Origin of the sequence: Paraburkholderia tagetis (genome assembly GCF_022213065.1) — a bacterium.
Classification (GTDB): domain Bacteria; phylum Pseudomonadota; class Gammaproteobacteria; order Burkholderiales; family Burkholderiaceae; genus Paraburkholderia; species Paraburkholderia tagetis.
Window position 1 is genome coordinate 45,304 of record NZ_JAKLJA010000024.1, and the last position, 19,217, is coordinate 64,520.

Genomic DNA, 19,217 nt, shown 5'->3' on the forward strand with positions numbered 1-19,217 from the left:
GCCGCACCTGAGCCGGCCGCACCTGAATCCCTCGCGGGCGGCACGCCGCGAACCCTCGGTCTGGAATCTGGAGTCCAAACAATGAAAAACTGGCCGTATCCGCGCGTTGCCGCGCATCGCGGCGGCGGGACGCTCGCGCCCGAGAACACGCTGGCGGGCTTCTGTGTAGGCGCCGGCTTTGGGCACACGATGGTGGAGTTCGACGCCAAGCTCTCGGCCGACAACATCGCGTTTCTGCTTCACGACGACACGGTCGAGCGCACCTCGAACGGGCGCGGCGCGGCGGCGCAACTGCGTTATGCGCAGATCGCGGCGTTCGATGCGGGTAGCTGGTGCGATCCGCGCTTCGAAGGCGAGCACATGCCCACGCTGGCCGAGGCGGCGCAGTGTTGCCGCGAGGAAGGGCTGGCGGCGAACGTGGAAATCAAGCCGTGTCCGGGCCGGGAGGTGGAGACGGGCCGTATCGTCGGAGGAGAGACGGCGCGGCTATGGCGCACGCCGGGGCGGGGTGAGGCGGCGCAGCCGCTGCTTTCCTCGTTCTCGTTCGAGGCGCTCGCGGCGGCGCGCGACGCTGCGCCGGATCTGCCGCGCGGCTTGCTGGTCGAGCGCGTGCCCGACGACTGGCGCGAGCAGACGGCGGCGCTCGGCTGTGTTTCGTTGCATGCGAGCGACCGGTATCTGGACGAGGCGCTCGTTCGCCGCATCAAGGACGCCGGCCTTTTCATTCTCGCCTACACGGTGAACGACCTCGAACGCGCGCGCCTGCTCGTGAGCTGGGGCGTGGACACCGTCTGTACCGACCGGATCGACCTGATCGGGCCGCACGCGCTCGACGGATAGCGCGGCTTCAGGCCCGCCTCACCAAGGGGCGATCGGGGCGCGCAGGGGCGTCTTGCCAAACCGCCGCGCGCAGCAGCCGGGGCCGCAAGCCTGTCGACACAGACTGTCGGGGGCTTGCGGCGCACGATGCGGCCTTAGCGCAGGCGCGAGAGAAGCGCGCCTGTCACCAGCGCGATGCCGCCTACGATGGCAATCGCTTGCCACGGGTTGGCGTGCACGTAGTCATCGGCCTGGGTCATGGCTGCGTCGGTGCGCTCGCGTGCCGAGGCGCGCGCGACTTCGAGGCGCTCGCGCGCGGAGTCCAGACGCTTGCGGATGTCGGCGCGCAGCGCTGCGGCATCGGCTTGGGTGCCTTCGCCCAGCGTGGTTTCCAGTTCGGCGAGCAAATCCCGCAGTTCTTCGGCGATGTCGGCGGCTGCGCCGCGACCGCGGCGTGCAATGCGCCGCGCGTGGCGGCCCGTGCGCGTCCAGGATTCTCCGATGGCGTCTCGCGTATTCGGGAATGCGCTCATGAATGGCTCCGTCATTGAAAACACAGGGTAGAGGGCTCGCGGCGCCCACGAAAAGGGGGGGCGGCGAGGACAGGAGTTCGAGTATTGCGCATTTCGGGTGCCCGGCGCGCCAGGGTGTACAGGCGGCATGGCACGCAAGCCGGCCCGGCGAGCTCGGTCTGGCGGGGCCTCGCCGTCTGCGTGGACGTTCCGGGACGGCAATTCGGCGCGTCTTGTTTGCGACAATTGATTACGGGGACAGCACGGTTTTTCCGAGAGGCATAGAATCAAGAAAAGCCGATCCGAATGTCAGAAGTGTTCGCTGTTGATGTAAGGGACGGGGCGGCGGGAACTGCCGCCCTCCGTCGGTCGCCACGAGGGTGGACGGAGAGCAGGGCAGGCGGAAGCTGAGGCGGTGTTCGGAAGCGCGAGGGCGCTCAGAAGTTGTAGCCGACTTTCAGGAAGGTGACGAGCGGGTTCAGATGGATCTTGGCTTCGGAACGGCGCTCGGTGTGCAGCTGGTTGTTGACGGTGGTGTCGAACGAAGCAATCACGCTGATCGGAATGTACGAGAGCGAGAAACCGGCAAACCAGTGCTTGGTGAAGTTGTAGTTGAAGCCCACATTAAATACGGGTGCCCAGGAACGATCCGTCGAAACACTGGTCGGACCCCCAAGTACGCCTTGCTCGAATCTGGAGTTCGTGATGTGCGCATCGGTGAACCAGGTGTAGGTGAAACCGAGGCCGGCATAGGGACGGAATTTTGCGTCAGGCTTGTTGAAGTAGTACTTGAGCAACAGTGCCGGGCTCCACAGGCGTGCTTCGCCCACCTTGCCGAACTGGCTGAAGCTGCCGCCGCCGGAAAGATCGAACTTCGGCGGGATGCCCAGTTCGGCTTCGGTTGCGATGTTATCGGTAATGAAGTAGCCGATGGAAAGACCCAGGGTGTCGGCAGTGCTGATGCTGGCGCCCGTATTCGGAATAGCCATGTTGACGGGCGTGCCGCCTACGCTATCGATTTTGAGCGGGTCGCTGCTGTCTTGCGGCGCGAAATGGAACCACCCCGTTGTAACGTAGAAGGTGTTGGCCGATTGTGCGTAAGCCCCCGACACGCAGGCGAGTGCGGCGGTCGCTGCCAGCGCCTGTTTTAATTTCATATATGTGCTCCTCCATGAAAGGCCCGCTCATTATGAACACAACGTTTGCAACAAACCATACAAGACCGCTAGAGCTTTCTCCCTAAGCGCCGCGAGCGTTCCGCTCGAGCCGCAAAGCCCGCGAGAATGAGCGCTGGCGCGGTTTGGCGGGCATGCGGGTATTCACTAACGTACCAGGAAAATCGAGCATGGCACGGCTTGCACGTCTTTATGTTCCCGACCAGCCGCAGCATGTGATTCTGCGCGGACTGGACCAGCAGCCCGCTTTCGTCGACGACCAGGATTACGAACTGTTCATCGATTGCCTGAAGGCAGCGGCGCGCGATCATCATCTGGCGGTTCATGCGTGGGTCTTGATGCCCGGCGCGGTGCAACTGCTCGTCACGCCCTCTGACGAATCGAGCCTTCCCAAGGCGATGCAGGCGGTCGGCAGACGCTACGTGGCGCACTTCAACCGCCGCTACGCGCGGCGCGGCACGCTCTGGGAGGGGCGTTATCGCGCCACGGTCATCGAGGGCGAGCGCTTCTTCCTGTTGGCGAGCCGCGTCGTCGAGCTTGCGCCGCTGCGCAATCACCTCGTGACGGCGGCCGAAGACTATCGATGGTCGAGCTACCGGCATCACATCGGCCTCACCGTCGACAGCCTCATCACCGACCATCCGCTCTACTGGGCGCTCGGCAATACGCCGTTCGAGCGTCAGCGCGCCTATCGCGACCTCTGCGAGCAGCCGTTCGACGAGCGCGAGACCACGCAGCTAATGCAGGCCACCCTCAAGGGCTGGGTGCTCGGCAGCGACACCTATCGCGAGTGGGCCTCGCGCACGGCGAACCGGCGCGTCTCGCCGCTGCCGCGCGGGCGGCCGCGCAAGGTGCGGGAGGCACCTGCGGCAGGGGCACCGGCCGCAGGCGCGATCGGCACAGCAGCAACCGCTGCCGCTGGCGGCAGCCCGGCTGCACAGGGCGCTCCTCATGCCGGCGGTCAATCGAGCCCTAATTATGCGCCCCCCGCCGGGGCACAACCCGATACGCATTCGGGGAGCCATGGCGGCACGCACTCGGGAAGTGGTTCTGGCGCAACGCCAGGGACAACTCCGGGTAGCACAGGGGGGCATTCGTCGGGCTCGACATCGTCTGGCTCCGGCAGCGGCACCGGTTCATCGCCGGTGCATCACGAACACAAGCCCGGCACCGGGACGCATTAATCTGCTTCAAGATCAACGGGTTATGAATAAAACGGCGGCTGCGGACGCCGTTTTATTTCGCCTCATTTTGGTGCGACCCCAATAAATTGAATGTGCGATGCACCATCCTGGTAATCGGGGTTCGATCATGCTGATTTATTTGCATGTGCTTGATTCGTCGCGTATATTCGCCTTTCGGCTCTCCTGGACGCACAACGCGGGAAGCCAGCATCGCCCGCGCAACGCCGTACAGCGGTCGCGCAAGCGGCGGGAAATTAAAAAAGTACGGAATCAACGGCCAGCCTGGCCTTTCTTGGACGGTGTCCCCATGAACGATCACCCGCAGCGCGCGGCAGTGCCCGCCGCGCAAGGTCTGTATGACCCGCAAAACGAACACGACGCCTGTGGCGTCGGCTTCGTCGCCCATATCAAGGGCAAAAAGAGCCACGAAATCATTCAGCAAGGCCTGAAGATTCTCGAAAACCTCGACCACCGGGGCGCCGTCGGCGCCGATCCGCTAATGGGCGACGGCGCGGGTATCCTGATCCAGATTCCGGACGCCTTCTATCGCGAAGAGATGGCGCGTCAAGGCGTGACGCTGCCGCCGAACGGCGAATACGGCGTCGGCATGATCTTCCTGCCGAAGGAACATGCCTCGCGTCTCGCGTGCGAGCAGGAGCTCGAGCGCACGGTGCGTGCAGAGGGCCAGGTCGTGCTGGGCTGGCGCGACGTGCCGGTCGACCACGCCATGCCGATTTCGCCCACCGTGAAGGCGAGCGAGCCGCTGATCCGCCAGATCTTCATCGGCCGCGGCAAGGACGTGATGGTCACGGACGCACTCGAGCGCAAGCTCTACGTGATCCGCAAGACCGCGAGCCACCGCATCCAGGCGCTCAAGCTCAAGCACGGCAAGGAATACTTCGTGCCGTCGTGCTCGGCGCGCACGATCGTCTACAAGGGCCTGCTGCTCGCCGGCCAAGTGGGCGTGTACTACCGCGACCTGCAGGACGAGCGCGTCGTCTCGGCGCTCGCGCTCGTGCACCAGCGCTTCTCCACGAACACCTTCCCGGCGTGGGAGCTGGCTCACCCGTACCGCATGATCGCCCACAACGGTGAAATCAACACCGTGAAGGGCAACGTGAACTGGCTGAACGCCCGTACCGGCGCGATCGCCTCGCACGTGCTCGGCGACGACCTGCCCAAGCTCTGGCCGCTGATCTACCCGGGCCAGTCGGACACCGCTTCGTTCGACAACTGCCTCGAACTGCTGGTGATGGCGGGCTACCCGCTCGTCCACGCGATGATGATGATGATCCCGGAAGCCTGGGAACAGCACACGCTGATGGACGAGAACCGCAAGGCGTTCTACGAATACCACGCCGCGATGATGGAGCCGTGGGACGGCCCCGCCGCCATCGCGTTCACCGACGGCCGCCAGATTGGCGCGACGCTCGACCGTAATGGCCTGCGTCCGGCGCGCTACATCGTCACCGATGATGATCTCGTCATCATGGCTTCGGAAGCCGGCACGCTGCCGATCCCCGAGTCGAAGATCGTCAAGAAGTGGCGCCTGCAGCCGGGCAAGATGTTCCTGATCGACATGGAGCACGGCCGCATCATCGACGACAAGGAACTCAAGGACAACCTCGCCAACGCGAAGCCCTACAAGAGCTGGATCGACGCCGTGCGCATCAAGCTCGACGAGATCGAGCCGAAGGCCGAAGACGTCGCGACCGCGCGCGCCGAAGCCGCCGCGCTGCTCGACCGTCAGCAGGCGTTCGGCTACACGCAGGAAGACCTCAAGTTCCTGATGGCGCCGATGGCGATGTCGGGCGAAGAAGCCGTCGGCTCGATGGGCAACGACTCGCCGCTGGCGGTCATGTCCAACAAGAACAAGACGCTCTTCAACTACTTCAAGCAGCTGTTCGCGCAGGTCACGAACCCGCCGATCGACCCGATCCGCGAGAACATGGTGATGTCGCTCGTGTCGTTCATCGGCCCGAAGCCGAACCTGCTCGACACCAACAACATCAACCCGCCGATGCGTCTCGAAGTGTCGCAGCCGGTGCTCGACTTCAAGGACATCGCGAAGATCCGCGCGATCGAGCAGTACACGGGCGGCAAGTTCAGCAGCTACGAGCTGAACATCTGCTATCCGGTGGCCTGGGGCAAGGAAGGCATCGAGGCGCGTCTCGCATCGCTGTGCGCGGAAGCCGTCGATGCGGTTAAGTCGGGCTACAACATCCTGATCGTCTCGGACCGCCGGGCGGACCGCGACAACGTCGCGATTCCGGTGCTGCTCGCCACCTCGGCCATCCATTCGCACCTCGTGCAGCACGGCCTGCGCACGAGCACGGGTCTCGTCGTGGAAACGGGTGCGGCGCGTGAAACGCACCACTTCGCGCTGCTCGCCGGTTTCGGCGCGGAAGCCGTGCACCCGTACCTCGCGATGGAAACGCTCGCGCAGATGGCGCAGGGCCTGAAGGGCGATCTGTCGGGCGAGAAGGCCGTCTACAACTTCACCAAGGCAGTGGGCAAGGGCCTGCTCAAGGTGATGTCGAAGATGGGCATCTCCACGTACATGTCGTACACGGGCGCGCAGATTTTCGAAGCGGTCGGCCTCGCCGACGAGCTCGTGCAGAAGTACTTCAAGGGCACGGCATCGAAGGTGGGCGGCATTGGCCTGTTCGATGTGGCCGAAGAAGCGATTCGCATGCACCGCGATGCGTTCGGCGACAACCCGGTGCTCGCGAACATGCTGGACGCGGGCGGCGAGTACGCCTACCGCGTGCGCGGCGAAGACCACATGTGGACGCCAGACGCGATCGCCAAGCTCCAGCACTCGGCGCGCAGCAACTCGTACCAGACGTACAAGGAATACGCGCACCTCATCAACGACCAGACGAAGCGTCACATGACGTTCCGTGGTCTGTTCGAGTTCCGCCTCGACCCGATGCGCGCGATCTCGATCGACGACGTCGAGCCGGCCAAGGAAATCGTCAAGCGCTTCGCCACGGGCGCGATGTCGCTCGGCTCGATCAGCACGGAAGCGCACGCCACGCTCGCCGTCGCGATGAACCGCATCGGCGGCAAGTCGAACACGGGCGAAGGCGGCGAAGACGACAAGCGCTACCGCAACGAACTGCGCGGCATTCCGATCAAGAACGGCGACACGATGCGCTCGATCATCGGCCCCGAAGTCGTGACGGACATCGCGCTGAAGGATGGCGACTCGCTGCGCTCGAAGATCAAGCAGGTGGCGTCGGGCCGCTTCGGCGTCTCGGCGGAATATCTGTCGTCGGCGGACCAGATCCAGATCAAGATGGCGCAGGGCGCGAAGCCGGGCGAAGGCGGTCAGCTGCCGGGCCACAAGGTTTCGGAGTACATCGGCAAGCTGCGTTACTCGGTGCCGGGCGTGGGCCTCATCTCGCCGCCGCCGCACCACGACATCTACTCGATCGAAGACCTGGCGCAGCTCATTCACGACCTGAAGAACGTGAACCCGGTTTCGTCGATCTCGGTGAAGCTGGTGTCGGAAGTGGGCGTGGGCACGGTGGCCGCGGGCGTCGCCAAGGCGAAGGCCGATCACGTCGTGATCGCCGGCCATGACGGCGGCACGGGCGCCTCGCCGCTCTCATCGCTCAAGCACGCCGGCACGCCGTGGGAACTTGGCCTCGCTGAAACCCAGCAGACGCTGGTGCTGAACCAGCTGCGCGGCCGCATTCGCGTGCAGGCCGACGGCCAGATGAAGACGGGCCGCGACGTGGTGATCGGCGCGCTGCTCGGCGCCGATGAATTCGGCTTCGCGACGGCACCGCTCGTCGTCGAGGGCTGCATCATGATGCGCAAGTGTCACCTGAATACCTGCCCGGTCGGCGTCGCGACGCAAGATCCGGTGCTGCGCGCGAAGTTCTCGGGCCAGCCCGAGCACGTCGTCAACTTCTTCTTCTTCATCGCTGAAGAAGTGCGCGAAATCATGGCGCAACTGGGTATTCGCAAGTTCGACGATCTGGTCGGCCGCGCCGATCTGCTCGATACCCGCAAGGGCGTGGAGCACTGGAAGGCGAAGGGTCTCGACTTCTCGCGCGTGTTCTATCAGCCGCAAGTGGGCGCGGAAGTCGCGACGAAGCACGTCGACACGCAAGACCACGGCCTGGACCGCGCGCTCGATCACACGCTGATCGAGAAGGCGAAGGCCGCGATCGAAAGCGGCGAGCACGTCTCGTTCATCCAGCCGGTGCGCAACGTGAACCGCACGGTGGGCGCGATGCTCTCGGGCATGGTCGCGAAGAAGTACGGTCACGACGGTCTGCCCGACGACTCGATCCATATCCAGTTGAAGGGTACGGCGGGCCAGAGCTTCGGCGCGTTCCTCGCACGCGGCATCACGCTGGATCTGGTCGGTGACGGTAACGACTACGTGGGCAAAGGCCTCTCGGGCGGTCGCATCATCATTCGTCCGACTAACGATTTCCGTGGCAAGTCCGAAGAAAACATCATCTGCGGCAACACGGTGCTGTACGGCGCACTCGAAGGCGAAGCCTTCCTGCGCGGCGTGGCGGGCGAGCGTTTCGCGGTGCGTAACTCGGGCGCGACGGCGGTCGTGGAAGGCACGGGCGACCACGGTTGCGAGTACATGACGGGCGGCACGGTGGTCGTGCTCGGCGAAACGGGCCGTAACTTCGCGGCCGGCATGTCGGGCGGCATCGCCTACGTGTACGACCCGGACGGCTCTTTTGCTAACAAGTGCAACAAGTCGATGGTCGCGCTCGACCCGGTCCTGCAACAGGCCGAGCAGGAGCGCACCGTGGACCGCGCACTGTGGCACACGGGCCAGACCGACGAAGTGCTGCTCAAGGGACTCGTCGAGCGTCACTTCCAGTTCACCGGCTCGCCGCGTGCGAAGGCGTTGCTGGAAAACTGGGATGCGGCGCGCCGCCAGTTCGTGAAGGTGTTCCCGACGGAATACAAGCGCGCACTGAGCGAGCTCGGTGCGAAGAAGGCGAACCAGGAAGAACTGGCCGCCTGATTCACGCGACGACGACTGAACGACGAAGCGCCCGCTGCGCACCTTGAAGATGCAGCGGCGGGCGCGGTCCCCTCACTGAATTAGATAGAGATAGACGAGAACCAAATGGGTAAGGCAACCGGTTTTCTCGAGTTCGAGCGCCAGCATGAGGCGTACGAAGCACCGCTCACGCGCGTGAAGCACTACAAGGAATTCGTCGCGGCGCTCTCCGACGCCGACGCGAAGGTCCAGGGCGCGCGCTGCATGGACTGCGGCATCCCGTTCTGCAACAACGGCTGCCCGGTCAACAACATCATTCCGGACTTCAACGACCTCGTGTTCCGCCAGGACTGGAAGAGCGCGATCGAAGTCCTGCACTCGACCAACAACTTCCCCGAGTTCACGGGCCGCATCTGCCCGGCGCCGTGCGAATCGGCGTGCACGCTCGGCATCAACAACGACCCGGTCGGCATCAAGTCGATCGAGCACGCGATCATCGACAAGGCCTGGGCCGAGGGCTGGGTCGCGCCGCAAGTCGCGAAGCACAAGACGGGCAAGAAGGTTGCCGTGGTCGGTTCGGGCCCCGCGGGCCTCGCCGCCGCGCAGCAACTCGCGCGCGCCGGCCATGACGTGACGGTGTTCGAGAAGAACGACCGCATTGGCGGCCTGCTGCGCTACGGCATCCCCGACTTCAAGCTGGAGAAGTGGCTGATCGACCGCCGCATGCGCCAGATGGAAGCCGAAGGCGCGACCTTCCGCACCAACGTGTTCATCGGCAAGGGCGAGCTGCCCGCGTATATCGGCAACACGGCCAAGCAGACCATCACGCCCGCCGAACTGAAGGAACAGTTCGACGCCGTGGTGATCGCGGGCGGTTCGGAAACGCCGCGCGACCTGCCGGTGCCGGGCCGCGAGATGCAGGGCATCTACTACGCGATGGAGTTCCTGCCGCAGCAGAACAAGGTCAACGCCGGCGACAAACTGCCCGATCAACTGCTGGCCAAGGGCAAGCACGTGGTCGTGATCGGCGGCGGCGATACGGGCTCCGACTGCGTGGGCACGTCGAACCGTCACGGCGCGAAGAGCGTCACGCAGTTCGAACTGCTGCCGCAGCCGCCCGAGGAAGAGAACAAGCCGCTCGTGTGGCCGTACTGGCCGATCAAGCTGCGCACGTCGTCGTCGCATGAGGAAGGCTGCTCGCGCGACTGGGCGGTCGCCACGAAGCGCCTCGAAGGCAAGAACGGCAAGGTCGAGAAGCTGATTGCCGCGCGTGTCGAGTGGAAGGACGGCAAGATGGTCGAAGTGCCGGGTTCGGAGTTCGAAATGAAGGCCGATCTCGTGCTGCTCGCCATGGGCTTCACGCAGCCGGTTTCGCCGGTGCTCGAAGCGTTCGGCGTCGAGAAGGATGCGCGCGGCAACGTGCGCGCTTCGACCGAGGGCGAGAAGGCGTACTACACGTCGGTCGACAAGGTCTTCACCGCCGGCGACATGCGCCGCGGCCAGTCGCTCGTGGTGTGGGCGATCCGCGAAGGCCGTCAGTGCGCGCGCTCCGTCGACGCGTTCCTGATGGGCAGCTCGGAGTTGCCGCGCTAAGGGTGGTTAAGGTTGGTTAAGGCCGGCGAGGGTTCCTCGCTGGCTGCAACAGAGCAACACGCAGTAGTAGCAAGCTGTGCATGGGACCAGAGTAAGTGCTGAAGCACTCACTCTGGTCGACACGTCAAGCCGGGCGCCCGTGAGGGTGGCCCGGTTTTTTTTCGTCGATTTTTCATCGATATTTCACGTGTTCGCGCGTCCCGCTGCGGGTTGTCACGGGCGCACCGCGTGGCGCCGACACGCTACCATGAGGCGGTTGCTCCTCATCCCGAGGCTTGCCGATCATGTCCGAAGCCCGCGAGATCGATCAATGGCGGCGTTGCTTCGTCGCCCTCGCACCCGACGCGCCCTCGCGCGATGCGCTCGCCGCGCTCGACGTGCCGGTCAATGCGCGCCGCGTGCCTTATGCGCAGCTCCATCTGACCGTGGCGTTCATCGGCGCCATGTCGTTCGTGCAGGGCGAAGCGCTTGCGCAGGGTCTTGCCGCGCACGCGGCGCCTCTGCCGCCCGCGCCCGTCACCAGGATCGAGTGCTGGCCGGGGTGTGCGCAACCGCGCCTGATGGTGGCCGTGCTGGCGATGTCGGAGGCGTTCACGGCGCTCGACTGGCGAGTGCGCTCCTTGATGGGCGAGGTGGGTTTGCCGCTCGATGCACGGGCTTTTCGTCCGCACATCACCTTGGCGCGCTTCGCACGCGACGCGCGCGAAGCGCCGCCGGATGGGGGCGCTCAGGCGCTGCCGCCGCTGCGGTTTACTTCGCTCGTGCTGTATTCGAGCACGCTGGCGCGACAGGGCGCGCGTTATGAGGCGCTGGCGAGCGTGCCGGTCTAGCCCGTCGCCGGCTCGCTTGCCCGGCACCGCAAGCAGCACTTGAGCCGAACCCGAACCCGAGCCGGACCCAGGCACCGCTAACCGCTGGTTCGCGCCGCGGTCGCAACTAGCGTCGATACCGTTCCAGCGTCAACCCGTCGAGATCGATCTCGGGCGCGCCCCCGGCGATCAGGTCAGCGACCACGCGTCCCGAGCCCATCGACATCGCCCAGCCGGTCGAGCCGTGGCCGACGTTGAGCCAGAGCCCCTGGACGCCCGAGTGGCCGAGCAGCGGCGCGCCGTCGGGCATCATCGGCCGGCGCCCGACCCAGAACTGCGCGGAAGAGGGCGTGGCGGCATGCGGGAACCAGTCATCGAGCACTTTCATGAGCGTGTGCAGCGCCTGCTCGCGCAGTGTCGTGCGGTGGTCGCCGATCTCGGCCGTGCCGGCCACACGCAGATAAGGCCCGAAGCGCGTGATGGCCGTCTTGAGCGACTCGTCCATGAGCGCGGCGCGCGGCGCCTTTTGCTCGTCGACCACGGGCAGCGTGGCCGAATAGCCCTTCACCGGATAAAGCGGCACCCGCACGCCAAGTGGCGCGACGAGCGCCGCGCTCTCCACGCCGAGCGCGACCACGACGGCGTCCGCGGCGAGCGTCTGCGGCTCGGCATCGGCTACCTCGTTCAAGTCGGCGGGGCGCAGCACTTCGGCGGGCGCGCGGCGTTGTTCGCGCCGCTGCTCGCGCAGCTCGCGGCGGTTGTTCGCCGTGCGCCGCCCGGGCACGGGCCGCACGCGCACCCCGCTCACCGTGCCGCCGGTGGCTTCGAGCGCGAGCACTTCGGTGTCGAAGACGAACTTCACGCCGCGCCGCTCGCACACGGCGCGCAACTCGCGCGTGAAGCGCGCGCAGTCGCCGGCTTCGTCGTCGGGCAGATAGACGCCGGCCACGGGTTTCGTGCGCGACCACGCGAGGCCCGGCTCGACTTGCGCGCAGCCCGCGGCGTCCAGCTCGCGATAGACGATGCCCGCGTCGCGCAGCACGCCCAGCGCCGGTTGGGCGAGCTCGAGGTCGTAGTCGCTGCGAAAGAGCTGGAGGTAGCCCTGGCTGCGTCCGTACTCGAACGCGTGCTGCGCGCGAAACGCGTGCAGGCAGGTGCGGCTGTAGTAGGCGATGCGCTGCATGCGCTGCTTGTTCACGCGAAAGCGTTCGAGGTCGCATTCGCGCAGCCAGCGCGCGATCCAGCGCCATTGCGCGGCGTCGAGCGTAGGCCGGAAGATGAGCGGCGAGGTGGGCTTGAGCAGGTACTTGACGAGCTTGGCCGGCATGCCCGGCGCGGCCCAGGGCGTGACGTACCCTGGCGCGATCACGCCGGCGTTGCCGAAGCTCGTACCGAGCGCGACGCCCGGCTCGCGCTCGATAACCGTGACGTCGCAGCCCCGTTCGCTCAGGTAATACGCGGTAGCGACGCCGATCACGCCGGCGCCGAGGACGATCGTTTTCATGCCGGTCGCAGTGAGTGAGACGGGGACGAAGGGTATTGCAGCACGTTCGGGTTCATTGTGCAGTGGGGCGTGCGCCGTTCGCGCTCGTTCGGCTCCCTGAACCACTGAAAAGATCCCATCGCGTTGTCCCCAATATTTGTTGTTCGCGCAACGACTCGCGAGGCCATCGGGCCATGAAGCGGCGAGTTGCGCATGCGGTGTCCGGCACATCGGGCAGCGGGGATGGGTAATGCGCAGCGTGCATAAGACACGTCGGGCACGTCAGGCGCATCGAATGCACTTGGTGCACCAAGGTGCATCAGGTACGTTTGGGCCCGCCCGGGCCTGTCCCGGCCCGCGTCGGGTGCCGCTGCAGGCGCTCGAACGGCGCTATTTTACGGTGCGACAGGCTGTCGCGGTCAGGGGAGATGAAAGCTGGGTGTTTGGTGAAGCGGGAGAGGCCCGGCTGGGCGCGCTCAACCTGGCGCCAGGCCGCCGTCGCCGCGCGCATGCAGCATCAGCGCGACGCCGGGGCGGCCAGGCACCGCGCGAGCGCAGCGCCAATGCCGGAGCCCGCGCCCGTGATCAGGACGACGCGCCCGGCGCGCGTATCTACGCCGGCCCTACTCACGCCGCGACCCGCTCTTCGGGCATGCGCTCGATATCGAGCGTCTCGTGGTGGTAAGCCGCGAGCGACTCGCGGTGCGCCACGCTCACGATCGCCGACTTCGGCAGGCGCTCCATGAAGAGCTTGTAGAGGCGGCTTTCGTTGTCGGGGTCGAGCGCGCTCGTTGCTTCGTCGAGGAACAGGTAGTCGGGCTTGTGCAGCAGCACGCGTGCGCCCGCAAGCCTCTGCTGCTCGCCCGGCGAGAGCACGCGAGTCCAGTGCGCCGACTCGTGCAGGCGCTCCAGGTAGTCTTCCAGGCGGCATGCGCGCAGCGCCTCGCGGCAGTCTTCGTCGCTGTAGTCGTCGGCGGGCGAGGGGTAGGTGAGCGCGGCCTTGAGCGTGCCGATCGGCAGGTAGCTCTGCTGCGGGATGAACATCATGCGCGCGTCGACGGGCGCGTCGATCGAGCCTTCGCCGAACGGCCAGAGGCCCGCGAGCGCGCGGATCAGCGTGCTCTTGCCCGCGCCCGACGGGCCGCGCACGAGCCAGCGCGAGCCTGGCTTGATAGCGATGTCGCGCACCTCGGAGAGCGGCGTGCCGTTGGGCAGCGCGAGCCTGAGATGCTCGGTGCAGAGCGTGTCGTTGTCGATGTAGTGCAGGTTGATGCCGCCGTGCTCGGTGGCGGGCGAGACGCTTTCCTTCAGGCGCGGCGAGTGCACCACACGTCCGAATTCGCGCAGACGATTCACCGTGGCGCGCCATTCGACAAGGGTGGAGTAACTGTTGATGAACCAGGAGAACGAATCGCTCACGGTGCCGAACGCCTGCGAAATCTGCATCAGCACGCCGAAGGTGAAGGCGCCCGCGAAGTAGCGCGGCGCGGCCACGACAATCGGAAAGATGATGGCGATCTGACCGTAGAAGCTCAGCACGAAGGTGAGGCGCTTCGTGTACTTCATCACGCGCCACCAGTTGTCGCGGATGTGCTGGAAGAGGCCTTGCGCATTGTTGCGCTCGGTGTCCATGCCGTCGTAGAGCGCGATCTGCTCGGCGTTTTCGCGCAGGCGGATCAGGCCGAAGCGGAAGTCCGCCTCCACTTTCTGCTGCTGGTAGTTGATCGACACGAGCGGATGGCCGACCTTCTGGATCACGAGCGAGCCGAACACGGCGTAGAGCGCGGCGGCCCAGACCATGTAGCCCGGAATCGTGATGGGCGTGCCGCCCAGCGCGAAGGTGAGCGCGCCCGCGAGCGACCACAGGATCATGATGAAGGAGACCAGCGTGACGACCGTCGAAAGCAGATCGAGCGTGAGCGAGAGCGTGGTGGTGGCGAACGATTGCAGGTCGTCGCTGATACGCTGGTCGGGGTTGTCGGCGAGGCGGTCGCGCTCGATGCGGTAGAACGCGCCCTGGCCGAGCCATTCGTTCAGGAAGCGGGTGGTGAGCCACTGGCGCCAGCGAAAGCCGAGCATCTGGCGCAGATACCGTCCGTACACCGCGAGGATGATGAACCCGAAGGCGAGCCCGGTGAAGATCATCAGCAGATGCGGGAACTGTTTCGCATCCTTGTTTTGCAGCGCGTTGTAGAAGTCGCGGTTCCAGTCGTTGAGCCGCACGTTGATCCACACGACGGTGAGATTCATCGCGATGATCGCCACCAGCAGGCCCCAGGCGATCCAGCGTTCCTCGGACACCCAGTAGGGCTTGATCAGACTCCACGCCGTGATCTTGTGATGCTCGTTCTGATCCGGCGTGGCGCGGGGAGTGAGGTTGGTCATGTGCGTCCTGATGTTGTGCCGGCCCGCGGCCGGAATAGACGATACCCGCCGCACGCAGCGCCGTGGCGTCGCGATTGTGTCCCGAGGCGCTTAAGCGAGGCTTAATGGCACGCGCGTGGCGTCCGGGCGCTTTGTGCGGGTTGCACGGCGTTTCACGAGCGACTGCGTATCGCGTGCTGCCGGGGGTGCGACATTGTCTCACCGCCCGCGCACGCTGGGCGGCTCGCGGCGGTTTGGGCATTGTGCCAGAGCAGAAACAGCCTGCCGTCCCCTGCGGTTTGCGGCGGGCGCGTCTTTTGTGGTCTAATGACCGCTGACGAAACAGGGGTGCTTCACCGGCATTTGCCGGAGTGAGGCTGAGAGAGACCCTTCGCACCCGATCCGGGTAATACCGGCGCGGGAAGTTTCCGGAAAGTCTTGCTGGCGCCGTTGTTGGCGATTGAGTTGGTCGATTCTGTTGGACGATTCGATCAGCCGTTCGACCAGGTTTATTCAGGCGTCCAGATTCCCGCCGGGCAGCACGTGCCGCGCATGTCGGGTTTGCGCTTCACGTCGTTTGCACGGCCGGCCTTGCCAGCCGGTTTCGTCCTTGGGTACGCATGCTTGTTTGCCGTACGGAAAGGATACGATGACCGCCTCTTCTGCACCTTATTCTGATCATTCCCCGGTTTCGACCGGCGCTCAGGCGTCCGCGCGCGCGGTGTCTGCCATACCTGATTTCGCCGTGCTTGGCGGCGGGCTATGCGGGCGTCTTGTCGCGTGGCGCCTCGCCGGCGCGGGGCATCGCGTGGCGCTCTATGAGCGCGGCGGGCCCGAGGGCGAGGAGTCGGCCGCCTGGATCGCGGCCGCCATGCTCGCGCCGCTGGCCGAGGCAGCCGTCGCCGAACTGTTGATCACCGAGCTAGGCGTCGCCTCGCTCGAAACATGGCCGCACATTCTCGCCGAGCTGCCCGAGCCCGTGTTTTTCCAGCGCAACGGCACGCTCGTGGTCTGGCATCACGCCGACCGCACCGAGGCGCCGCTGTTCGAGCGCCGCGTGCGCGCGAACGCGCCGCGCGAGCTCGCCGACGCCAACTTCACCACGCTGCAAGGCGCGCAGCTCGAAGCCGCCGAGCCGGCGCTCGCCGGGCGCTTTGCGCGCGGCTGGCTGCTTGCAGGCGAAGGCCAGCTCGACAACCGTCAGGCGCTGGCGGCGCTGGCCGCGGGCCTCGCGCAGCGCGGCGTGCAAACGCACTGGCATACGAGCGTGGACGATGCGAACCTGCCGCGCGCACGCGTGACGATCGACTGCCGGGGGCTCGGCGCCAAGCCCGCGCTGCCGGCGCTGCGCGGCATTCGCGGGGAAGTGGCGCGCGTGCACGCGCCGGGCATCGGCCTCACGCGGCCCGTGCGCCTGCTGCATCCGCGCTATCCGCTCTATATCGCTCCGAAGCAGGACGATCTCTATGTGATCGGAGCGACCGAGATCGAGGGCGAGGACCGCTCGCCCGTGAGCGTGCGCTCGGCGCTGGAGTTGCTGAGCGCCGCGTTCGCCGTGCATCCGGCATTTGGCGAGGCGCGCATTCTCGAATTGAACTCGCAGTGCCGGCCGACGCTGCCCGACCATCGTCCCGCGCTGATCTGGGACGGCGGGCGGGGTGGCGGCGACACGCTACGCGTGAACGGCCTCTATCGGCACGGCTTCATGATCGCGCCCGCCGTGGCCGACGAAGCGGCGCGGGTGGCGCAGGCACTACTGGCGGGCCAGCTAGCCGATGCCGACGCCTTCGAGGCGCTGCGGCGCGAATCGCACTGGGCGTCGATGCTGCACGCTCGCCATGCGCAGGGCGAGCACGAGCCCGCTTGACCGCTTGAGCTGCTCGAGGCCGCTCGAGTCCGCTCGAGGCCGCTTGATTGAGTGCGCTTGCGGGCCGGACATATCGACGGACGCCAGCGCGACACCGCAAACAGGAGACGAGGCGCACGACCCGCGCCTTGATGGAAACAACGTAGTCAGACGAATCGCCATGGATATTCAGATCAACCAGAAGCCGCTCTCGCTGCCCGAGGGCGCGACCGTCGCCGATGCGCTTACCGCGTTCGGCGCGCGTCCGCCGTTTGCCGTTGCCTTGAACGGCGATTTCGTCACGCGCACCCAGCATGGTGCACGCACGCTTTCGGCGGGTGACCGCCTCGACGTCGTCAGCCCGGTGGCCGGCGGCTGATCGCACGCGCGATCCCGCTGCCTGACTCGCCACCGCGCGCTACCCGTTCGCTGCCACCTGCCCCAGGATTTACGCCATGACCACCACCCAGACCGCCGACGCACTCACGCTGTACGGCGAAACGTTCGCGAGCCGCGTGCTGCTCGGCACCTCGCGCTATCCGTCGCTGCAAGCACTCTCCGATTCGATGGAGGCCGCGCGCCCCGGCATGATCACCGTCGCGCTGCGCCGCCAGATGAACGACGGCACCGCCGAAGCCGGTTTCTTCGATCTGCTCAAGCGCCACGGCGTGCCGTTCCTGCCGAACACGGCGGGCTGCCTCACTGTCAACGAGGCGGTGACGACGGCGCACATGGCGCGCGAAGTCTTCGAGACCGACTGGATCAAGCTCGAACTGATCGGCGACGACTACACGCTGCAGCCGGACCCGGTCGGCCTGATCGAAGCCGCCTCGCGTCTCGTGAAGGACGGCTTCAAGGTGCTGCCGTACTGCACGGAGGACCTCGTGATCGGCCGGCGTCTGCTCGACGCGGGCTGCGAGGCGCTGATGCCGTGGGGCGCGCCCATCGGCACGGGCAAGGGGGTCATCAATCCGTACGGTCTGCGTGTGCTGCGCGAGCGGCTGCCCGACGTGCCGCTCATCGTCGACGCGGGCCTGGGTCTCCCGTCGCATGCGGCGCAAGTGATGGAGTGGGGCTTCGACGGCGTGCTGCTGAACACGGCCGTGGCGCAGGCCACGCACCCCGAAGCGATGGCGCGTGCATTCGCGTTGGGCGTCGAGGCGGGCCGCGCCGCGTTTCTCGCCGGGCCGATGGCCGAGCGCGAGGCGGCGGTGGCGAGCACGCCGGTAGTCGGCATGCCGTTCTGGCATCAGGACGGAGGCAAGTAATGACCCAAACGCTGCGACTCAAGGACCGCGAGCTGTTCTGGCCGCCCGCTGACGAGCTCACCGAAACGGCGGAGCGCATTCGCGCGCGCCTCGGCGACTGGCAGCCTACCCATGCGCCGTGGCGCATCTGCTTGACGCCGCCCGATACGCCCAATGGCGGCGACCTGATCGTCGTGACCGACGCCGGACCGCATCTCGCCAACATCGCGCGCTGGATGACCGATGGCGCGGGCGTGATCGAGGCCGCTGGCACGACTGCGGCGGGACGCGCGACGCTGCATCTGGGCGGCGAGCGCTACGCCCTCGAAGGCGCACTCGCGGAAGACTGGATTGCGGCGCTGGCGGCGTTTCTCGATTGCGGCTTCGACCCGCACGACGCGCTCGTGCTGGCGCTCGCCTGGCGCGACGGCGACGAGCAGCAGGCCGACGCATGGCCCGTCGATATCGCCCGATTCCCGCGCGTGCTCGGCCTGCCGGCGGCACCTGCACAGCCGTTCGCGCCGTGCCCGGCGAAGCTCGGCCTCTATCCCGTGCTGCCCACCGCCGACTGGGTCGAGCGCGTGCTCGACTACGGCGTGAAGACCACGCAGCTGCGCAGCAAGCAGCCGAAGTCCGCAGCGCTTACGCAAGAGATCGAGCGCTGCGTGGCGGCGGGTCGCAAGCATGACGCGCAGTTGTTCATCAACGACCACTGGCAGGCGGCGATGGCCGCGGGCGCCTACGGCGTGCACCTGGGCCAGGAGGATCTGCGCGAAGCGGATCTGAATGCGCTCGCCGCCTCGGGCATCCGCCTGGGCCTTTCGACGCACGGCTATTACGAGATGCTCACGGCGCTGCATTTCCGGCCGAGCTATATCGCGTGCGGCGCCGTGTTCGCCACCACGACCAAGGCCATGCCGACCGCGCCGCAAGGGCTCGCGCGCCTCGCGCGCTATGTGAAGTTGCTCGACGGCGTGGTGCCGATGGTCGCGATCGGCGGTATCGACTTCGCTGCGTTGCCCGCAGTGCTCGCGACCGGCGCACCCAGCGCGGCGGTCGTGCGCGCTGTCACCGAGGCCGCCGACCCGGCTGCGGCCGTTGCTGCGCTGCGTAACGCGTTTACGCAATAATTGGCCCGCCTCGCCGCCGGCCGCGCTCCCGATTCGCTCGGGGCCGGCCGGTCGGCGGCGAGGCGCGA

The 19,217-nt window shown here is 66.4% G+C and carries 12 protein-coding genes, 1 pseudogene and 1 riboswitch; of the genes and pseudogenes, 9 read left to right on the plus strand and 4 right to left on the minus strand.

All coding sequences use genetic code 11. The features are described 5' to 3' along the window. Positions 1-81: 81 nt before the first annotated feature. On the plus strand, positions 82-840 hold the full coding sequence (ugpQ, locus tag L5014_RS24205) for a glycerophosphodiester phosphodiesterase (RefSeq protein WP_238466322.1): 759 nt from the start codon (positions 82-84) through the stop codon (positions 838-840). Positions 841-974: 134 nt separating this feature from the next. Here the strand turns inward: ugpQ and L5014_RS24210 are convergent, their stop codons facing one another. After that, positions 975-1,352, minus strand: a complete 378-nt coding sequence (locus L5014_RS24210; protein ID WP_238466324.1) for an ElaB/YgaM/YqjD family protein — start codon at positions 1,350-1,352, stop codon at positions 975-977. A 416-nt stretch (positions 1,353-1,768) separates the two neighbouring features. Next, positions 1,769-2,488, minus strand: a complete 720-nt coding sequence (locus L5014_RS24215; RefSeq protein WP_238466326.1) for an OmpW/AlkL family protein — start codon at positions 2,486-2,488, stop codon at positions 1,769-1,771. 188 nt (positions 2,489-2,676) lie between these two features. Here L5014_RS24215 and L5014_RS24220 point away from each other — a divergent pair. The 4 genes and pseudogenes from L5014_RS24220 to thpR all read left to right on the plus strand — a co-directional run. Continuing rightward, positions 2,677-3,366, plus strand: a pseudogene (locus L5014_RS24220) (transposase); the annotation flags it as partial. A 631-nt stretch (positions 3,367-3,997) separates the two neighbouring features. Then, positions 3,998-8,698 (plus strand): glutamate synthase-related protein, encoded by a 4,701-nt coding sequence (locus tag L5014_RS24225; protein WP_238466328.1) that lies wholly within the window; start codon positions 3,998-4,000, stop codon positions 8,696-8,698. Positions 8,699-8,803: 105 nt separating this feature from the next. After that, positions 8,804-10,270 (plus strand): glutamate synthase subunit beta, encoded by a 1,467-nt coding sequence (locus L5014_RS24230; protein ID WP_238466329.1) that lies wholly within the window; start codon positions 8,804-8,806, stop codon positions 10,268-10,270. Between the two features lie 284 nt (positions 10,271-10,554). After that, positions 10,555-11,100: an RNA 2',3'-cyclic phosphodiesterase gene (gene thpR / locus L5014_RS24235; RefSeq protein WP_238466331.1), complete on the plus strand. Its 546-nt coding sequence runs from the start codon at positions 10,555-10,557 to the stop codon at positions 11,098-11,100. Between the two features lie 106 nt (positions 11,101-11,206). Here thpR and L5014_RS24240 read toward each other — a convergent pair whose 3' ends face one another. Beyond that, complete coding sequence (locus L5014_RS24240) at positions 11,207-12,583, minus strand: D-amino acid dehydrogenase (protein ID WP_238466332.1); 1,377 nt, start codon at positions 12,581-12,583, stop codon at positions 11,207-11,209. Positions 12,584-13,189: 606 nt separating this feature from the next. After that, positions 13,190-14,947: an ABC transporter ATP-binding protein/permease gene (locus tag L5014_RS24245; RefSeq protein ID WP_238466334.1), complete on the minus strand. Its 1,758-nt coding sequence runs from the start codon at positions 14,945-14,947 to the stop codon at positions 13,190-13,192. Positions 14,948-15,260: 313 nt separating this feature from the next. Continuing rightward, a riboswitch (TPP riboswitch) is annotated at positions 15,261-15,367 on the plus strand. A gap of 280 nt (positions 15,368-15,647) precedes the next feature. On the opposite strand from L5014_RS24245, the gene L5014_RS24250 reads away from it, so the two are divergent. The 4 genes from L5014_RS24250 (at position 15,648) to thiE (ending at position 19,149) form a co-directional block, all read left to right on the plus strand. Next, the gene (locus L5014_RS24250) at positions 15,648-16,793 is read left to right on the plus strand and encodes an FAD-dependent oxidoreductase (RefSeq protein WP_238466335.1); all 1,146 of its coding nucleotides are present in this window, start codon (positions 15,648-15,650) and stop codon (positions 16,791-16,793) included. A gap of 160 nt (positions 16,794-16,953) precedes the next feature. Beyond that, positions 16,954-17,151, plus strand: a complete 198-nt coding sequence (gene thiS / locus L5014_RS24255) for a sulfur carrier protein ThiS (protein ID WP_238466337.1) — start codon at positions 16,954-16,956, stop codon at positions 17,149-17,151. Positions 17,152-17,227: 76 nt separating this feature from the next. Continuing rightward, positions 17,228-18,040, plus strand: coding sequence for a thiazole synthase (locus L5014_RS24260; protein WP_238466339.1), 813 nt, complete (start codon positions 17,228-17,230; stop codon positions 18,038-18,040). Next, on the plus strand, positions 18,040-19,149 hold the full coding sequence (thiE, locus tag L5014_RS24265) for a thiamine phosphate synthase (protein WP_238466340.1): 1,110 nt from the start codon (positions 18,040-18,042) through the stop codon (positions 19,147-19,149). The genes L5014_RS24260 and thiE overlap by 1 nt, the downstream gene beginning before the upstream one ends. Positions 19,150-19,217 lie beyond the last annotated feature (68 nt).